Here is a 17,009-nt window from a genome sequence, read left to right on the forward strand (position 1 = left end):
TGCCGGGGCGGCGCAGCCTACAATATCGGCTCCCCGCTCCGATGTGTGCCCTGCCCCCATGTCCTCCGATTTCCTGCCCGTGCGCCGGGCATTGCTGTCCGTTTCCGACAAGACCGGCCTGATCGATCTGGCCCGTGCGCTGGCCGCGCGCGATGTGGAACTGCTGTCCACCGGCGGCACCGCCAAGGCGCTGCGCGAGGCCGGGCTGGCGGTCAAGGACGTGTCCGAGCTGACCGGCTTCCCGGAAATGATGGACGGCCGGGTCAAGACCCTGCACCCGCTGGTGCACGGCGGCCTGCTCGGCCGTGCCGGCACCGACGACGCGGTGATGGCCGAACACGGCATCGCCCCGATCGACCTGCTGGTGCTGAACCTGTATCCGTTCGAGGCGGTCACCGCCAGGGCCGACTGCACGCTCGCCGAGGCGGTGGAGAACATCGACATCGGCGGCCCGGCGATGCTGCGCTCGGCGGCGAAGAACTTCGCGCGCGTGGCGGTGGCCACCGATCCGGCGCAGTACGCCGACCTGCTCGCCGAACTGGAGACGCACGACGGCCAGCTGTCGGCGGCCAAGCGCTTCGCGCTGTCGGTGGCCGCGTTCAACCGCGTGGCGCAGTACGACGCGGCGATCAGCAATTACCTGTCCACGGTGACCGACCCTGCGAGCGAAGTGCCGGTGCGTGCCGCGTTCCCGGCGCAGGCCAACGGCACCTTCGTCAAGGTGATGGACCTGCGCTACGGCGAGAATCCGCATCAGCACGCCGCGTTCTATCGCGACCTGTGCCCGGCGCCGGGGTCGCTGGCCACGTTCCAGCAGCTGCAGGGCAAAGAGCTGAGCTACAACAACATCGCTGACAGCGACGCGGCGTGGGAATGCGTGCGCCAGTTCGACGCGCCGGCCTGCGTCATCGTCAAGCACGCCAATCCCTGCGGGGTGGCGGTGGGCGCGGCCTGCGGCGATGCCTACGAACTGGCGTATGCGACCGATCCGACCAGCGCCTTCGGCGGCATCCTCGCCTTCAACCGCACGCTGGACGCGGCCACCGCCAAGGTCATCCTGGACCGCCAGTTCGTCGAGGTGCTGATCGCCCCGGACTACGAAGAAGGTGCGCTGGAGTACGCGAAGAAGAAGGCCAACGTGCGCGTGCTGCGCATCCCGCTGGCGCCGGTGTCCAGCGGTTTCGTCGACACCAAGCGCATCGGCTCGGGCCTGCTGATGCAGAGCGCCGACGACCGCGTGGTGAGCCGCGACGAGCTCAAGGTGGTCACCCGGCTGGCGCCGAGCGAGGCGCAGTTCGCCGACCTGCTGTTCGCGTGGAAGGTAGCCAAGTACGTCAAGTCCAACGCCATCGTCTACGCCAAGGACCATCGCACCATCGGCGTCGGCGCCGGGCAGATGAGCCGGGTGTATTCGGCGCGCATCGCCGGCATCAAGGCCGCCGATGCGGAGCTGGTGGTGCAAGGTTCGGTGATGGCCTCCGATGCGTTCTTCCCGTTCCGCGACGGCATCGACGCGGCCGCGGCCGCCGGCATCAAGGCGGTGATCCAGCCCGGCGGCTCGATGCGCGACAGCGAGGTGATCGCCGCCGCCGACGAGCACGGCATCGCGATGGTGTTCACCGGCGTGCGGCATTTCCGCCATTGAGCGGATAGGCTTACTTAGCAATCAACCCAAGGAGCGCGGGTGAACAATTCTGCCAGCAAACTACTAGCCATTCTTGAAAATTGCCGGAAGCAACCTAACGGCCGCTCGTGCACAGAGACGTGGAAAGACGTTCTTTCAGTCGATTCAAACACGAAATTGATTGGCGCATTCGGAGAATTTTTCTCTCTAGCGGAAAGTGCTTCAAAAGAAATTTTGGCAATACACAAGGACGATTCTGGAGTTGAATATTGGAAAGCCAGAATCTTCAATGGCTTCCACTCAACGGCATTAGCAAGGCCTTGGGCAGAGTTCGTTCAACACATCGACGATGTAACTATCTTTACGTTGAAGACTCATGCGGCACTATTGGAGATGAAGACTCCATCCCGCGATGCAAATGCTGAAGAATTCGAGAAAATTGATGAGCTTTTAAAGGAAGCCACGTCTTTTTTGATGGAGCTAGAACTCAGCAACGAGGCAAAGGAAGTTATATTAAACCGCATAGAGCAGCTACAAGCGCTAATACGACGTTATCGCTTTGTAAGCCCAGCAGCTGTATTAGACTCCGCAAAGATTTTGGCTGCCGAGCTTTCGGTTGCTGCAAAAGAACAACCAGACACCGTTCGAAACTCGAAGTTTTATTCCACAGTGAAAGAAGGACTAGAACTTCTCGCGAACGCCACCCAAGTAGCTAGTGCCAAGCCGATGCTCATTGGTGCAACTACGTATCTGTTAGGTCTAATATCTTGAAAATCCTCGTCATCGGTTCCGGCGGCCGCGAACACGCCCTGTCCTGGAAGCTGGCCCAGTCCCCGCGCGTCAGCGAAGTGCTGGTCGCCCCGGGCAATGCCGGCACCGCCACTGAAACCAAGTGCCGCAATGTGGCGGTCAAGGTCGACGACCTCGACGGCCTGCTCGCGCTGGCCCAGGACGAAGCGGTGGCGCTGACCGTGGTCGGCCCGGAAGTGCCGCTGGTGCTGGGCGTGGTCGACCGTTTCCGCGCCGCCGGCCTGCGCATCTTCGGCCCCAGCGCCCAGGCCGCGCAGCTGGAAGGCAGCAAGGCCTTCGCCAAGGCATTCCTCGCCCGCCATGGCATCCCGACCGCGTTCTACGAAGTGCATACCGAGGTGGACGCGGCCTTGGCCTACGTGCGCGACAAAGGCGCGCCGATCGTGGTCAAGGCCGACGGCCTGGCCGCAGGCAAGGGCGTGATCGTGGCGATGACCCTGGACGAGGCCGAGGCCGCGGTGCGCGACATGCTCTCCGGCAATGCGTTCGGCGATGCCGGCGCGCGCGTGGTGATCGAGGAATTCCTCGACGGCGAGGAAGCCAGCTTCATCTCCATGGTCGATGGTGCCACCGCGCTGCCGATGGCCACCAGCCAGGACCACAAGCGCGTCGGCGATGGCGATACCGGCCCCAACACCGGCGGCATGGGCGCGTACTCGCCGGCACCGGTGGTCACCGCCGACGTGCATGCGCGGGTGATGCGCGAGGTGGTGGAGCCGACCGTGCAGGGCATGATCGCCGACGGCGTGCCGTTCACCGGCTTCCTGTATGCCGGACTGATGATCGACGCCAGCGGCGCGCCGAAGGTGATCGAGTTCAACGTGCGCTTCGGCGATCCGGAAACGCAGCCGGTGATGCTGCGCCTGCAGTCGGACCTGGTGGACCTGGTCGAGGCGGCGATCGACGGGCAACTGCACGCGACCCAGGCGCAGTGGGATCCGCGCCCGTCGCTGGGCGTGGTGCTGGCGGCGGCGCCGTACCCGGAAACGCCGGTCACCGGCGAAGCGATTTCCGGCCTGGACCAGGTGCCGGGCAGCGCCAAGGTGTTCCACGCCGGCACCCGGCTGGACGACCGCGGCCGCGTGCTCAGCGCCGGTGGCCGCGTGCTGTGCGTGGCCGCGCTGGGGGACAGCGTGTCCGAGGCGCAGCGCAATGCGTATGCCGGCGTGGCGCAGATCCGGTGGCCCAGCGAATTCCATCGCCGCGATATCGGCTGGCGCGCGATCGCGCGCGAACGCGGCGAATAGGCGCACTGCCGGGCGAAGATCGATGCCGCAGCACTGTTTTGTCACGCAGTGCGACACCCCGACTCTGCACCCAGCCCGGGGAACCATCGAAGTATTTGTGGGAGCGACTTCAGTCGCGACGGGCCTTACCGGTGACGCCCGTCGCGACTGAAGTCGCTCCCACACCACACCATCCGGATCCAGATGATCCAGATGATCCAGGCTACGTCGCGATCGGTCTCCGAGGACATTCATGCCGCTAGCTCCCGACATCCGCAAGCAGTTCCGCACGCTCGCCGCGCAGACCGACGGCATCGATACCAAGGTCTACGAGGACTACGCCAAGGATCCACTCGAGCCAATCATCGGGCTCGGCCCCAAGACGGCGCGGCTGTGCTTCTTCGGCCGCGACCCGGGCCGCAGCGAGGTCGAACATGGCGAACCCTTCGTCGGCAGCGGCGGGCAGCTGCTGCGCAAGGCGCTGTACCGGCATCTGCACGGCGGCCAGCCGATGCCCGATTTCGCCGCCTCGCTCGCGGTCGGCCGCGATGTTTTCTGGATCAACACCGTGCCGTACAAGCCGATCGGCAACAAGACCTGGTCGATGCAGGCGAAGCGGCGTTTCCATCCGCTGATGCGGCGCCTGCTGATCGCGCAATGGCACGGCCACGAGATCGTCACCCTCGGCCGCGAAGCCTTCCTGTGGTTCGGCATCGGCCAGCCCAAGGACGTACGCGCGCAGCTGGACGCGTTCTGGGCCAGCGCAGCGCGCTTCAGCGCGCACCTCGAGGTCCGCCTGCAGACCGAGACCGGCGCGGCGCGATGCTTCCGGCTGTCTCCGCTGCCGCACCCTTCGCCGCTCAACCAGACCTGGTTCAAACGCTTCCCTGCGCTGCTCGACGCGCGCCTGCAGCAACTGGCGGTGTGAGCGCGGAGCGCCCGCGCAGCCCGCGCCGGCCGCCGTGCCGAATCACGCCGATGCAACGATCCGTTGACCTGGGCTTCACAAAAGAGAACAATTCGCATTAGCCAGCGCGCGGCTCCGCATCGACGGAGCCGTCTCCCGCCTCCGGGACATCCAGCGGTCAGCCATCCCCTCCTGTTCCACCGCTTTCGCCGATCGCGGGCGGCACGCTGCTGCCCGCAGAAAAGGATGCTGCCGATGTCTTGTCCGTCCGTGCACCGCGCGCACGTTCCACCCCGCCGCTTCCATCGCGGCGTGCGCCTGGCCGCGCTCGCCGCCGCGCTGCTGCTGGCCTGCAACGCCTACGCAGAGGCCGCCGATACCGACCAGGCCACCGAACTGGACGCGGTCAGCGTGACCGCGGCACGCGTGCACGCCAACGCCGGGGCGCTGGGCGAACGCAACGTGCAGGACACGCCGTTCGCGATCCAGGTGCTGGACCGCGACGACCTCGACAAGCGCCAGGTGGTGTCGCTGGGCGATGCCTTCTTCAACGATCCGTCGGTGGTCACCCAGGTCGGCGCCTATTCCAGCGGCTGGAGCTCGCCGATCATCAACCGCGGCCTCGGCCTGAGCTACGACAGCTACCGCGTCAACGGCCTGCAGGTGTCGTCCTGGGGCAGCGAATGGCCGCTGGAAGCGATGGAGCAGGTGGAGCTGCTGAAGGGCCCGGCCGGGTTCCTGTACGGCTTCGGCCAGCCCGGCGGCCTGGTCAACTACCTGACCAAGAAACCGACAGACGACACCACGCTGTCGGCCAGGCTCGGCTGGCGCTCGGATGCGGTCGCCAGCGCCCAGCTCGACGCGGGCGGGCGCTTCGGCAACCAGGACATGTTCGGCTACCGCCTCAACGTCTTCCGCGAGAAAGGCGAGACCTACAACGGCGGCGAGGTCGACCGCAAGGTCGTCTCGGCCGCGCTGGACGCGCGCCTGAGCGATCGCCTCACCTGGAGCGCCGACCTGGTCTACCAGAGCCGCAAGCTGTCCGAGGAAGCGCCGCAGTACTACTTCATCGGCCTGAGCGCGGTGCCGCGCGCGATCGGCGGCGACGTCGACCGCTCGGTGACCGGTTCGTACTACGACACCCGCTCGCGCCTGCTGTCGACCGGGCTGGAATGGCGCTTCGCCGACGGCTGGAAGGCCAGCCTGAACTACGGCGTCACCACCTCGTGGAACGACGTCAACAAGATCTTCGCCTACATCGACGACGGCAACGGCGACTACGCCGTCAACGCCTACGAGCTGGGCGGCAGGAGCGAGTGGAAGCTGGTGCAGCTGATGCTGCAGGGCCGCTTCGCCACCGGGCCGCTGCGCCACCAACTGGTGGCCGGCGTCTCGCGCCAGGACGCCACCGGCTGGGACCGCCCCTACGTGTGGCAGACCATCGGCCGCGGCAACCTCTACGACTGGCAGGGCCTGACCCACTACAGCAGCGCCTCGCGGGTGATGACCCGCAGCAGCGAGACGCTGCAGAAGGCGCTGTTCGTCAGCGACACCGTCGCCTTCGCGCCGGGCTGGTCGCTGCTGGCCGGCTGGCGCTACAACGACTACGAACAGGTCGGCACGTACCACACCTATCCGGTGACGCCGACCTATGCGCTGATGTACAAGCCGGTCGACGCAGTGACGCTGTATGCCAGCTACATCGAGTCGCTGGAAGCCGGCGGCCGCGTCGGCGACGACTACCTCAACGCCGGCCAGGTGCTCGACCCCACCATCAGCAAGCAGTACGAGATCGGCGCCAAGCTCGCCTACCCGCGCTGGAACGCCAACGCGGCCGCGTTCCGGCTGGAGCGCGGCGCCAGCATCGACCGCATCACCGCCACCGGCAAGTACCTGGAACAGGACGGCGTCACCCTGTACGACGGCATCGAACTGAGCGGCGACTACCGCCTCACCGAGCAACTGAGCATCGGCGGCGGCGCCACCTGGCTGGATCCGCGCTACGACAAGCTGTCGCCGGACAACGCCGCCGACCAGGGCCACCGGGTCAGCTTCGCGGCGCGCTGGCAAGGCGTGGCGCACGTGGACTACGCGTTCCCCGGCATCGATGGACTCAGCGTCTACGCCGCGCTGCGCTACTTCGGCGACGTCTGGTACGACACCGCCAACACGCTGAAGCTGCCGGACTACACGCTGGCCAATCTCGGCGCCGGCTATCGCATGCACCTGCACGGGCACCCGCTCACCTGGCGCGCCAGCATCGACAACCTCACCGACCGCAAGTACTGGATCACCAACAGCGTCGGCGCACCGCGCACCTATGCACTGAGCGTGCAGTTCGACCTGTGAACCGCGCGGCGGCCTGCGCAGCGGCCGCCGCGCCTTTCGTCCACCCAGCCCCAGCGGCAAGGCACGACGCCCTCTTCCCCGACCAACGGAACCCGTCATGTCCACCCGCCTCCCACGCCATTCCCTGTTGCCGCTCGCGCTGGTGGCCGCGCTCTGCGCATCCTCCCATGCCGCAGCGGCCGAGACCGACGCCGACCCCGCCGAACGCAAGGCCACGGAGCTGGACGCGGTCCGGGTCAACGCCGAGCGCGCCGAGGCGCCAGCCGGCGCCCTGGGCGAACGGCCCGCGCGCGATACCCCGTTCTCGATCACCCGCATCGATGCCGACGCCCTGCAGGAGCGCCAGGTCAACTCGCTGGCGCAGATGTTCATGACCGATCCGTCGGTCTCCGGCAACGTCGGCGCCTACAACAGCAGCTGGTACACCACCATCCAGGTGCGCGGCCTGCCGGTCAGCTACAGCAACGGCTACAAGCTCAACGGCATGCCGCTGTACACCTACGGCGCCGAGTGGCCGAGCGAGACCATGCAGCAAGTGCAACTGCTCAAGGGCGCCAGCGGCTTCATGTACGGCTTCGGCGCCCCCGGCGGCATCGTCAACTACATCACCAAGAAGCCCACCGACACCCCGCTGCTGGACCTGAGCGTGGGCTACCGCGACGGCGGCGTGTACAGCGCGCAGCTCGACAACGGCCGCCGCTTCGGCGCGGACGACCGCTTCGGCTACCGCCTCAACCTGCTGCGCGAACAGGGCGATACCTACAACGACACCCATGTCGAGCGCACGCTGGCCTCGCTGGGGCTGGATGCGCGCCTGAGCGACGACCTCACCTGGACCGCCGACCTGCTCTACCAGGACCGCAAGCTGGAGAACGAAGCGCCGACCATCACCTTCTACGGCTACGGCGACAGCGCGCTGCCGCGCCGCCTGGACCCGCGCCGCGACCGCGCTATCCGCGACACCTTCTTCAACACCGAGATGCAGTCGGCGATGACCGGCCTGCGCTGGCGGATCGACAACGCCTGGAACGCGCGCCTGGACCTGAGCTACAGCAAGTTCCGCAGTTCGATCAACAAGATCTGGGACTACGTGCTCAACCGCGAGGGCGACACCGACACGTATATCTACGACCTGGGCAACCTCGCCGAGAACTACCTGGCGCAGGGCCTGCTCGAAGGCCGCTTCAGCACCGGCCCGATCGACCACCAGCTGGTCGCCGGCGCGAGCTGGCAACAGGCCGACAGCGGCTGGGCCAAGCAGAACCTGTGGTACCAGCTGGGTACCTCCAACCTGTACCAGGACAGCGCGCTCAGCTATCACAGCACCCATTCGCGCGACACCTACCGCAGCGACCGGGTCGAGCAGAACGCGCTGTTCGCCAGCGACACGCTCAGCGTCGGCGCGCACTGGTCGCTGCTGCTGGGCCTGCGCCACACCCGCTACGAACAGAACAGCTGGGACGTGGACGGCACGCACACCGCCCGCTACCAGAAATCGGTCAACACCCCGACCGTGGCGCTGCTGTTCAAGCCGCGCGAAGACCAGACCGTGTACGCCAGCTACGTCGAATCGCTGGAGCAGGGCAGCACCGTCGGCCAGCTCTACGAGAACCGCAACACGTTGCTGCCGCCGCTGGAAAGCAAGCAGTACGAGCTGGGCTACAAGCTGGAGCGTGCGCGCTGGGCGCTGGATGCGGCCTGGTTCCGCATCGAGCGCGGCGCCGAATACGGCAATGCCGCCAACTACTACGTGCAGGACGGCGAGGTGCGCTACCAGGGATTCGACCTCAGCGGCCATGTGCAGGCCACGCCGAACTGGCGCATCGGCGCCGGCGCGACCTGGGTCGACGCCGAATACCTGCGCAACGAGGCCGCCGCGGTCGGCCGCACCCCCGCCGGCGTGGCCAGGTTCCAGGCCACGCTCGACACGGCGTACGCATTCGACGCCGTGCCAGGGCTGAGCGTGCACGCCGCGGCCAAGCACTACGGCTCGCAGCCCTACGGCGCGTCGATGTGGAACGACCTGTACGACCTGAAGCTGCCGTCCTTCACCCTGCTCGATGCCGGCCTCGGCTATCGCACGCACTGGGGCGCCACGCCGCTGACGCTGCGCGGCGAACTCACCAACCTCACCGACCGCCGCTACTGGAGCAACGACGGCAACGGCTACGGCCAGCCGCGCACCTGGTCGCTGAGCGCCACGTTCGAACTTTGAGCGCCGCGCTGCGCCTTGCCGCGGCAGGGCGCAGCGACGGCCGCAGGACAGCGGCGACGGCCGCACCGCGTCCGCAGCGCCGATGCTCGCCGACCCACTTCGGCGTCGGCAAGCATCATCGCGGCCAGCGTTGCGTTATCGTGTCGCCGTGCCGAAATCCTCGATCGAAACCCGCCTCAGCCGCCTGTGGGCCCACGAAAAGGCCAGCTACGGGCTGCGCGTGTTCATCGCCCTGGGCGTGGCGATGGGCGTGTGCTGGCAGCAGCAGCAACTGACCGCGCTGCCGGCGATCTTCCTCGGCGCCATCGCCAGCGCCATCGCCGAGACCGACGACAACTGGCTGGGCCGGATCAAGTCGGTGCTGCTGTCGCTGCTGTGCTTCGCCGCCGCCGCGGCCGCGGTGGTGCTGCTGTTCCCGTATCCGCTGGCGTTCGTCGCCGGCATGGCGCTGTCCACCTTCGCCCTGACCCTGCTCGGCGCGCTCGGCGAACGCTACGCCTCCATCGCCCAGGCCACGGTGGCGCTGGCGATCTACGCGATGATCGGCATCGACCATGGCGGCCGTTCCGGCCACGTCGGCGGCAGCGCCTGGCACGGCATCGGCCTGTTGATGCTCGGTGCCGCCTGGTACGGGCTGCTGTCGATCCTGTGGACGCTCCTGTTCGCCAACCGCCCGGTGCGCGAGCGGCTGTCGCGGCTGTTCTTCGAACTCGGCCGCTACCTGCGGCTCAAGGCCGCGCTGTTCGAACCGGTGCGGCAGAGCGACCTGCATGCGCGGCGGCTGGCGCTGGCCGAACAGAACGCGCAGGTCGTGGCGGCGCTGAACGCGGCCAAGACCGCGATCATGAGCCGCTTCGGCCGCTCCGGCCGGCCCGGCGTGCAGTCCGGCCTGTACTTCCGCCTGTACTACATGGCGCAGGATTTCCACGAACGCGCCAGCTCCTCGCACTATCCCTACGAGGCGCTGACCGACGCGTTCTTCCACAGCGACGTGCTGTACCGCTGCCAGCGCCTGCTGGCCCTGCAGGGCAAGGCCTGCGCCGCGCTGGGCGAAGCGATCCGGCTGCGCCAGCCGTTCGAATACGGCGAGCAGACCCAGCAGGCCACCACCGACCTGCGCCAGTCGCTGGACTTCCTGCATGCCCAGGCCGATCCGCGCCAGGCGCGGCTGCTCGGCTCGCTGGAACTGCTGGTCACCAACCTGCAGAGCATCGAGCGGCGGCTGTCCGAGGCCGCGCAATCGGACACCACCAGCGACACCCTCGACACCCGCCTGCGCGACTCCTCGCCGCACACCTTGCGCGAGATGCTGGTGCGCGTCGGCCAGCAGCTCACTCCCGGTTCGGTGCTGTTCCGGCACGGGCTGCGCATGGCGATCGCGCTGGTGGTCGGCTACGCCATCATGCAGTCCATCCACGCCAGCAACGGCTACTGGATCCTGCTCACCACCGCCTTCGTGTGCCGGCCCAACTACGGCGCCACCCGGCTGCGCCTGGCGCAGCGCATCGCCGGCACGCTGATCGGCCTGGTCGCGACCTGGACGCTGATGCAGCTGTTCCCCGGTACCGAACTGCAACTGCTGTTCGCGCTGTTCGGCGCGCTGCTGTTCTTCGTCACCCGTACCGACCGTTACATGCTGGCCACCGCCGCGATCACGGTGATGGCGCTGTTCTGCTTCAACCTGCTCGGCGACGGCTTCGTGCTGATCTGGCCGCGCCTGGTGGATACGCTGATCGGCTGCGCGATCGCCGCGGCGGCCTCGTTCCTGATCCTGCCCGACTGGCAGGGCCGGCGCCTGAACCAGGTGATGGCGACGGTGCTGGCCAGCTGCGCGCGCTACCTGGCGCAGGTGCTGGAGCAGTACCGCAGCGGCATGCGCGACGACCTGCCCTACCGCATCGCCCGGCGCGACATGCACAACGCCGATGCCGCGCTGTCGGTGGCCTTGTCCAACATGCTGCGCGAGCCCGGCCGTTACCGCCGCAACCTGGATGCGGGCTTCCGTTTCCTGGCGCTGTCCAACACCTTGCTCGGCTATCTGTCGGCGCTGGGCGCGCACCGCGCCGCGCTGGCCGGCGAGGCCGATCCGGCCATCGACCGCGCCGGCGGTTACCTGCAGGACACCCTGGGCGCGATCGCCGACGCGCTGGCGCAGCGCCAGGCGCTACCGCCGGCCGACGAATCGGCCGAGCTGGGCATGGCCGATGCGCTGGAACACGAGGACGGGATCGACGAGGCCAAGCGGCGGCTGGTGCGCAACCAGCTGGCGCTGACCCTGCGCCTGCTGCCCAAGCTGCGCGCCGCCGCGCATGCGGTCACCGCTCCGGCAGCGGCGCCAGCGCCGCCGGCGGCCGTGCCGGCCGCACGCTGATCCCCATCCACAGCAGCGCCGCCACCGCCAGCGCCGCGCCGCCGACCACCACCCCGCGCCAACCGGCGTAGGCGTAGGCGGCGGTGCCGAGGCTGGAACCGATCGCGCCGCCGATGAAGTAGCAGGTGACGTAGGCCGAGGTGATGCGGTTGCGCGCCTTCGGATCCAGTTGGTAGATCACGTGCTGGTTGCCGATGTGCACGCCCTGCACCGCCACGTCCAGCAACAGCACGCCGGCGATCAGCAGCCACAGCGAATGCGGCGCGGCGGCCAGCAGCAACCACGACAGCAGCAGCATCGCCAGCCCGCCCCAGCCCACCCAGTGCCCGGCGCCGCGGTCGGAGAGCTTGCCCGACAGGTTGGCGGCGAACGCGCCGGCGGCGCCGATCAGGCCGAACAGGCCGATCGTCGCGGTGCCGTAGCCATAGCTCGGCCCGGACAGCAGGAACGCCAGCGTGGTCCAGAACATGCTGAAGCCGGCGAAGATCAGCCCGCCCAGGATGGCGCGCGAGCGCAGCACCGGCTCGTCGCGCAGCAGCGCCAGCACCGAACCGATCAGGTGCGGATACGACAACCGCGGATTGCCCGGATGCCGCGGCAGCGCGCGCCACAGCAGCGCCGCCACCAGCAGGATCAGCGCCGCGGCCACCCAGTACACTGTATGCCAGCCGCCGACGCCGGCCAGCAGCCCGGACACGGTGCGCGCCAGCAGGATGCCGAGCAGCAGCCCGCTCATCACCGTGCCGACCACACGCCCGCGTTCGTGCGGCGCGGCCAGGGTGGCGGCGAACGGCACCAGGATCTGCGCGGCCACCGAACTGAGTCCGGTAACCAGGGTGCCGAGCAGCAGCAGCGCGAAGCTGGTCGAGGCGGCGCTGATCAGCAGGCCCACCGCACTGAGCGCGTACAGCCCGACGATCAGGCTGCGGCGCTCGAAGCGGTCGCCCAGCGGCACCAGCAACAGCAAGCCGGCGGCGTAGGCCAGCTGCGCGGTGGTGACTACCGCGCCGGCGCTGCGCACGTCGATCGCGAAGGTCTGCGCCAGCACTTCCAGCAGCGGCTGCGCGTAGTAGTTGCTGGCCACCGCCAGGCCGGTGGCGGCGGCCATCAGCAGCACCAGGCCGCGATGCAATGGGGGGTGCGGGGTCGTGTCCATGAGCCGAATCCAAGGGTGCGGAAGGAATGGCGCCAGTCTGGGCAAGCACCATCGATCTTTCCAATGTATTGTTTTCAATCGACCCATCTCCTTTCCAGATGCCATGCTGACCCTGCGCCAACTCGAGTTCGCCGTCGCCGTGGCCGAGGAAGGCAGCTTCACCGCCGCCGCGCGGCGTTGCCACACGGTGCAGTCGGCACTGAGCCACCAGATCGCCAAGATCGAGGAGGCGCTGGGCGCGCGGCTGTTCGAGCGCGGCGCGCGGCAGGTGCGGCCGACCGCCGCCGGCGAGGTGTTCCTGCACAACGCCCGCGCCACCCTGCGCGCGGCCGAGCGCCTGCACGAAGAGATGGCGCAGGCGCTGGGCACCGTACGCGGGCGCCTGCACATCGGCCAGATCTCCTCGCTGACCACGGTGCAGGTACCGGCCCTGCTGCGCCGCTTCCGCGAAGCGCACAGCGCGGTGGACGTGCACCTGCGCACCGGCATGAGCGATGCGCTGCTGCTCGAGCTGGGCGAAGGCCGGTTGGACGTGGCCCTGGTCGGGGTCGGCCCGCACATCGTCCTGACCGAGCAGCGCCTGCTGCTGCACGAGGAGCCGCTGGCGCTGATCGCCGCGCCCGGCAACCGCTTCGCCGCGCGCGCCGAGGTGTCCCTGCACGAACTGGAGGACGCGCCGATGGCCGGGCTGATCGCCGGCGCCGGCGTGCGCGGCATCATCGACCGCGCCTTCGCCGAGGCCGGCCTGCGCCAGCGGCTGCAATACGAGGTCACCCATGCCGACCTGCAGCGGCAGCTGGTGGTCGAGGACCTGGGCCTGGCGATCGTGCCGCAGACCATGGCCGCGGCGATGCACGGCGTGGCGGTGATCGCGCTGCGCGAGCGCTTCCGTTTCCTGACCTACGCTACCTGGCGCGCGGACCCGACTCCGGCCGCACGCGCGCTGATCGCGCTGCTGCGGCAGGCGGACGCCGGCGAAACCGGCTAGCCGCGCCCGTCGCACCCTCTGTAGCAGCGGCTTCAGCCGCGACGAACGGAGCACAACATCATGGCCCCGCCCGCAAAAGCGGCAGCACGCGTACACCCCCGCAGACGCCACCGCCGACACAGGTCGCATCGCGGCACGCCCTGCTCCGCGGCACCGCCTCCCTCCCGCAACGAACCTGCTAGGCTGCGCCGGTTCGCAAAGGAGCCTGCATGTCCGGCCATAGCCAGTTCGCCCTGCTGAAACAGCGCCGCTTCCTGCCGTTCTTCGTGGTCCAGGGGCTGGGCGCGTTCAACGACAACGTCTACCGGCAGGCGATCATCGGCCTGCTGTTCTATCTGGGCGTCACCCCCGAGCAGCGCACGCTGTACACCAACCTGGCGCCGGCGCTGTTCATCCTGCCGTACTTCCTGTTCTCCGCATTGGCCGGGCAGATCGCCGAGAAGCTGGAGAAATCGCGGCTGGTGGTCATCACCACCACGATGGAGATCGCGATCATGTCGCTGGCCGCGGTCGGCTTCCTGACCGAGAACATGGCCGTGCTGCTGGTCGCGCTGTTCTGCACCGGCCTGCAATCGACCCTGTTCGGCCCGGTCAAATACTCGATCCTGCCGTCGGTGTTGAAGCCGGAAGAACTGACCGGCGGCAACGGCCTGGTCGAGATGGGCACCTCGATCTCGATCCTGTGCGGCATGATCCTGGGCGGGCTGATCTTCCAGATCGCCGGCAGCCACGGCCCGGTCGCCGCGGCCACCGCGGTGATCGCGCTGGCGGTCACCGGCAACCTGGTCGCGCGGCTCATTCCCAAGGTCGATGCCGGCGCGCCGGAGCTGAAGATCAACTGGAATCCGCTGCCCGAGTCGCTGGCGATCATGCGCCTGACCCGGCGCCAGCTGGCGGTGCGCAACGCGGTGCTCGGCGTGTCCTGGTTCTGGTTCATCGGCACGGTGCTGACCGCGCAGCTGCCGACCTACGCCGAACTCAACCTCGGCGGCGCGCAGGACCTGTACATCTTCGCGCTGGCGCTGTTCTCGATCGGCACCGGCACCGGCTCGCTGCTGTGCGAGAAGCTGTCCGGGCGTACCGTGGAAATCGGCCTGGTGCCGCTGGGCGCGTTCGGCATCAGCGCATTCATGCTCGACCTGTACTTCGCCCGCCCTGGCGGCGCGCTGCAGGCCGGGCTGGGCATCGGCCAGTTCGTGCACCAGGCCGGCAGCTGGCGGATCATGCTCGACCTGGTCGGCATCGGCCTGTGCACCGGCCTGTTCGTGGTGCCGCTGTTCGCGCTGATCCAGAGCCGCACGCCCAAGGCGGAACTGTCGCGGGTCATCGCCGGGCTCAACATCCAGAACTCGATGTTCATCGTCATCGCCGCGATGGTCGGCATCGCGCTGCAGATGAAACAGCTGGCGTTGTTCGGCGTGCGTGTGCCGATGCCCAGGCTGAGCATCCCGCAGGTGTTCCTGGCGCTGGCCATCGCCAACGCGGTGGTGGCGATCTGGATCTTCAGCATCGTCCCCGAATTCCTGATGCGCTTCCTCAGCTGGGTGATGGTGCGCGCGCTGTACCGGCTGCGCCTGCACGGCATCGAGCGGCACGTGCCCGACGAGGGTGCGGCGCTGATCGTGTGCAACCACGTCAGCTACATGGACGCGCTGGTGCTGGCCGCGTCGATCCCGCGTCCGGTGCGTTTCGTCATGTATTACCGCATCTTCAACATCCCGGTGATGCGCTGGATCTTCCGCACCGCCAAGGCGATCCCGATCGCCGGCGCGCGCGAGGACCCGGCGCTGATGCAGCGCGCGTTCGACGCCATCGACGCGGCGCTGGCCGAGGGCGAACTGGTGTGCATCTTCCCCGAGGGCGCGCTGACCAAGGACGGGGACATCGCCAAGTTCAAGTCCGGCGTGGAGAAGATCCTCGAGCGCCGCGCGGTGCCGGTCGTGCCAATGGCGCTGCGCAACATGTGGACCAGCATGTGGAGCAAGCGCGATTCGCGGCTGCGGCGCATGCGCGTGCCGCGGCGCTTCCGCGCGCACGTGGAGGTGATCGCCGGCGCGCCGGTGGCGGCCGCCGAGGCCAGCGCCGAGCTGCTGGAAACGCAGGTGCGGCAGCTGCGCGGGGATGCCGCATGAACCTGCAAGGTGCCTGGAAACGCCGCTTCGGGTAGATTAGGCGCCGGGGAGACGCCTGCGTACTGCAGCGGCGTCCATTGCAGGGGTCGATCAGTTGAGTCAGGCATTGCCGCCACCACCGCCCAACGGCGCGGGCATCTACGTCCCCAACAATCTGGTGTGGGCGATCCTGTCCACGCTGTTCTGCTGCCTGCCGCTGGGCGTGGTGTCGATCGTCTATGCCTCGCAGGTGGACGGCAAGCGCGCCGCCGGCGACGTGGCCGGCGCACGCGAGGCCTCGCGCAAGGCCGGCCTGTGGGCGATGTGGTCCGCGCTCGCCGCGCCGATCCTGCTCGGGCTGTGGTTCCTGCTGTTCGGCGGCATCGCGATCCTCAGCAGCGCGCTGGGGCAGTGAGTCCGCCCGCTTTCTCGTTTTTTCTTCGTTCCACCACGCAACCGGAGTAACACGGATGAATACCACCGCACCGCAAGTGTCCAACAATCTGGTCTGGGCGATCCTGAGCACGCTGTTCTGCTGCCTGCCGCTGGGCATCGTTTCGATCGTGTTCGCCGCCCAGGTCAACACCAAGCTCGCCGCCGGCGACGTCGCCGGCGCCCGCGAATCGGCCGACAAGGCCAAGAAGTGGGCGATCTACTCGGCCATCGCCTGGGTGGTGCTGGTCGTGCTGTACCTGATCTTCATCTTCGCCCTGGGCGGCCTGGGCATGATGCAGCAGTCCTCGTCGTACTGATCGAACCGGGGCCGCCGCTGCCGCGCGCAGCGGCGGCCCGCGCTGATCGCCTCCGATTCCGCACACCATGCTCCTGCGCGGACGCTCCCTGCCCCGCTGGTTGCCGCTGGCCGCGATGAGCGGCGCCGCCGTGGCGGCCACGCTGGTGCTGCGCCGGGTCGATCCCAACGTGCCGGGCAATCCGTTGCCGGCCTGCCCGTTCTACGCCCTCACCGGCCTGTACTGCCCAGGCTGCGGCAGCACCCGCTGCCTGCACGCGCTGGTGCACCTGGACCTGGCCCACGCGCTGGCGAGCAATCCCTTGCTGGTGGTGGCGTTGCCGCTGCTGGCGATCATGGCGCTCAATGCCGCCGGACTGCGCATGCGCCCGCTGGCGCCGCTGCTGAAGATCCTCGCCGACCCGCGCCTGTGGCTGTGGCTGCTGCTCGGCTACGCCGTGCTGCGCAACCTGCCGTGGTACCCGTTCACGCTGCTGGCGCCGGGCTAGCGCGACGCACGCC

Annotated in this window: 13 protein-coding genes; 12 read left to right on the top strand and 1 reads right to left on the bottom strand. The window is 68.4% G+C overall.

Annotated elements, in window-relative coordinates:
• Positions 1 to 58 precede the first annotated feature (58 nt).
• The 7 genes from purH (at position 59) to yccS (ending at position 11,502) form a co-directional block, all read left to right on the top strand.
• On the top strand, positions 59 to 1,645 hold the full coding sequence (purH, locus tag NRY95_20620) for a bifunctional phosphoribosylaminoimidazolecarboxamide formyltransferase/IMP cyclohydrolase (GenBank protein UYC16058.1): 1,587 nt from the start codon (positions 59 to 61) through the stop codon (positions 1,643 to 1,645).
• 39 nt (positions 1,646 to 1,684) lie between these two features.
• Entirely contained in the window at positions 1,685 to 2,395 is a 711-nt protein-coding gene (locus tag NRY95_20625; protein UYC16059.1) for a hypothetical protein, read from the top strand.
• Complete coding sequence (gene purD, locus NRY95_20630; protein UYC16060.1) at positions 2,392 to 3,681, top strand: phosphoribosylamine--glycine ligase; 1,290 nt, start codon at positions 2,392 to 2,394, stop codon at positions 3,679 to 3,681. The genes NRY95_20625 and purD overlap by 4 nt, the downstream gene beginning before the upstream one ends.
• Positions 3,682 to 3,913: 232 nt before the next feature.
• Positions 3,914 to 4,588: a uracil-DNA glycosylase gene (locus NRY95_20635; GenBank protein UYC16061.1), complete on the top strand. Its 675-nt coding sequence runs from the start codon at positions 3,914 to 3,916 to the stop codon at positions 4,586 to 4,588.
• Positions 4,589 to 4,822: 234 nt separating this feature from the next.
• A complete protein-coding gene (locus NRY95_20640; GenBank protein ID UYC16062.1) occupies positions 4,823 to 6,916 on the top strand; it encodes a TonB-dependent receptor in 2,094 nt (697 codons plus the stop codon).
• Between the two features lie 97 nt (positions 6,917 to 7,013).
• Complete coding sequence (locus NRY95_20645; GenBank protein ID UYC16063.1) at positions 7,014 to 9,131, top strand: TonB-dependent receptor; 2,118 nt, start codon at positions 7,014 to 7,016, stop codon at positions 9,129 to 9,131.
• 82 nt (positions 9,132 to 9,213) lie between these two features.
• Positions 9,214 to 11,502 (top strand): YccS family putative transporter, encoded by a 2,289-nt coding sequence (gene yccS, locus NRY95_20650; protein UYC16064.1) that lies wholly within the window; start codon positions 9,214 to 9,216, stop codon positions 11,500 to 11,502.
• On the opposite strand, the gene NRY95_20655 is transcribed toward yccS, so the two are convergent.
• Complete coding sequence (locus tag NRY95_20655; protein UYC16065.1) at positions 11,447 to 12,658, bottom strand: MFS transporter; 1,212 nt, start codon at positions 12,656 to 12,658, stop codon at positions 11,447 to 11,449. The two genes, yccS and NRY95_20655, sit on opposite strands and share 56 nt — an antisense overlap.
• 103 nt (positions 12,659 to 12,761) lie before the next feature.
• Here NRY95_20655 and NRY95_20660 point away from each other — a divergent pair, with 103 nt between their 5' ends.
• From NRY95_20660 to NRY95_20680, 5 genes are all read left to right on the top strand, one after another.
• The gene (locus NRY95_20660; protein ID UYC16066.1) at positions 12,762 to 13,646 is read left to right on the top strand and encodes a LysR family transcriptional regulator; all 885 of its coding nucleotides are present in this window, start codon (positions 12,762 to 12,764) and stop codon (positions 13,644 to 13,646) included.
• A 209-nt stretch (positions 13,647 to 13,855) separates the two neighbouring features.
• Positions 13,856 to 15,778, top strand: coding sequence for an MFS transporter (locus NRY95_20665; GenBank protein ID UYC16067.1), 1,923 nt, complete (start codon positions 13,856 to 13,858; stop codon positions 15,776 to 15,778).
• A 94-nt stretch (positions 15,779 to 15,872) separates the two neighbouring features.
• Entirely contained in the window at positions 15,873 to 16,172 is a 300-nt protein-coding gene (locus NRY95_20670) for a CD225/dispanin family protein (GenBank protein UYC16068.1), read from the top strand.
• Between the two features lie 55 nt (positions 16,173 to 16,227).
• On the top strand, positions 16,228 to 16,509 hold the full coding sequence (locus NRY95_20675) for a CD225/dispanin family protein (protein ID UYC16069.1): 282 nt from the start codon (positions 16,228 to 16,230) through the stop codon (positions 16,507 to 16,509).
• Between the two features lie 67 nt (positions 16,510 to 16,576).
• The gene (locus tag NRY95_20680) at positions 16,577 to 16,996 is read left to right on the top strand and encodes a DUF2752 domain-containing protein (protein UYC16070.1); all 420 of its coding nucleotides are present in this window, start codon (positions 16,577 to 16,579) and stop codon (positions 16,994 to 16,996) included.
• Positions 16,997 to 17,009 lie beyond the last annotated feature (13 nt).

It is taken from the genome of Xanthomonas campestris pv. phormiicola (genome assembly GCA_025666215.1).
In the GTDB taxonomy this organism is placed as follows: Bacteria; Pseudomonadota; Gammaproteobacteria; order Xanthomonadales; family Xanthomonadaceae; genus Xanthomonas_A; species Xanthomonas_A campestris_A.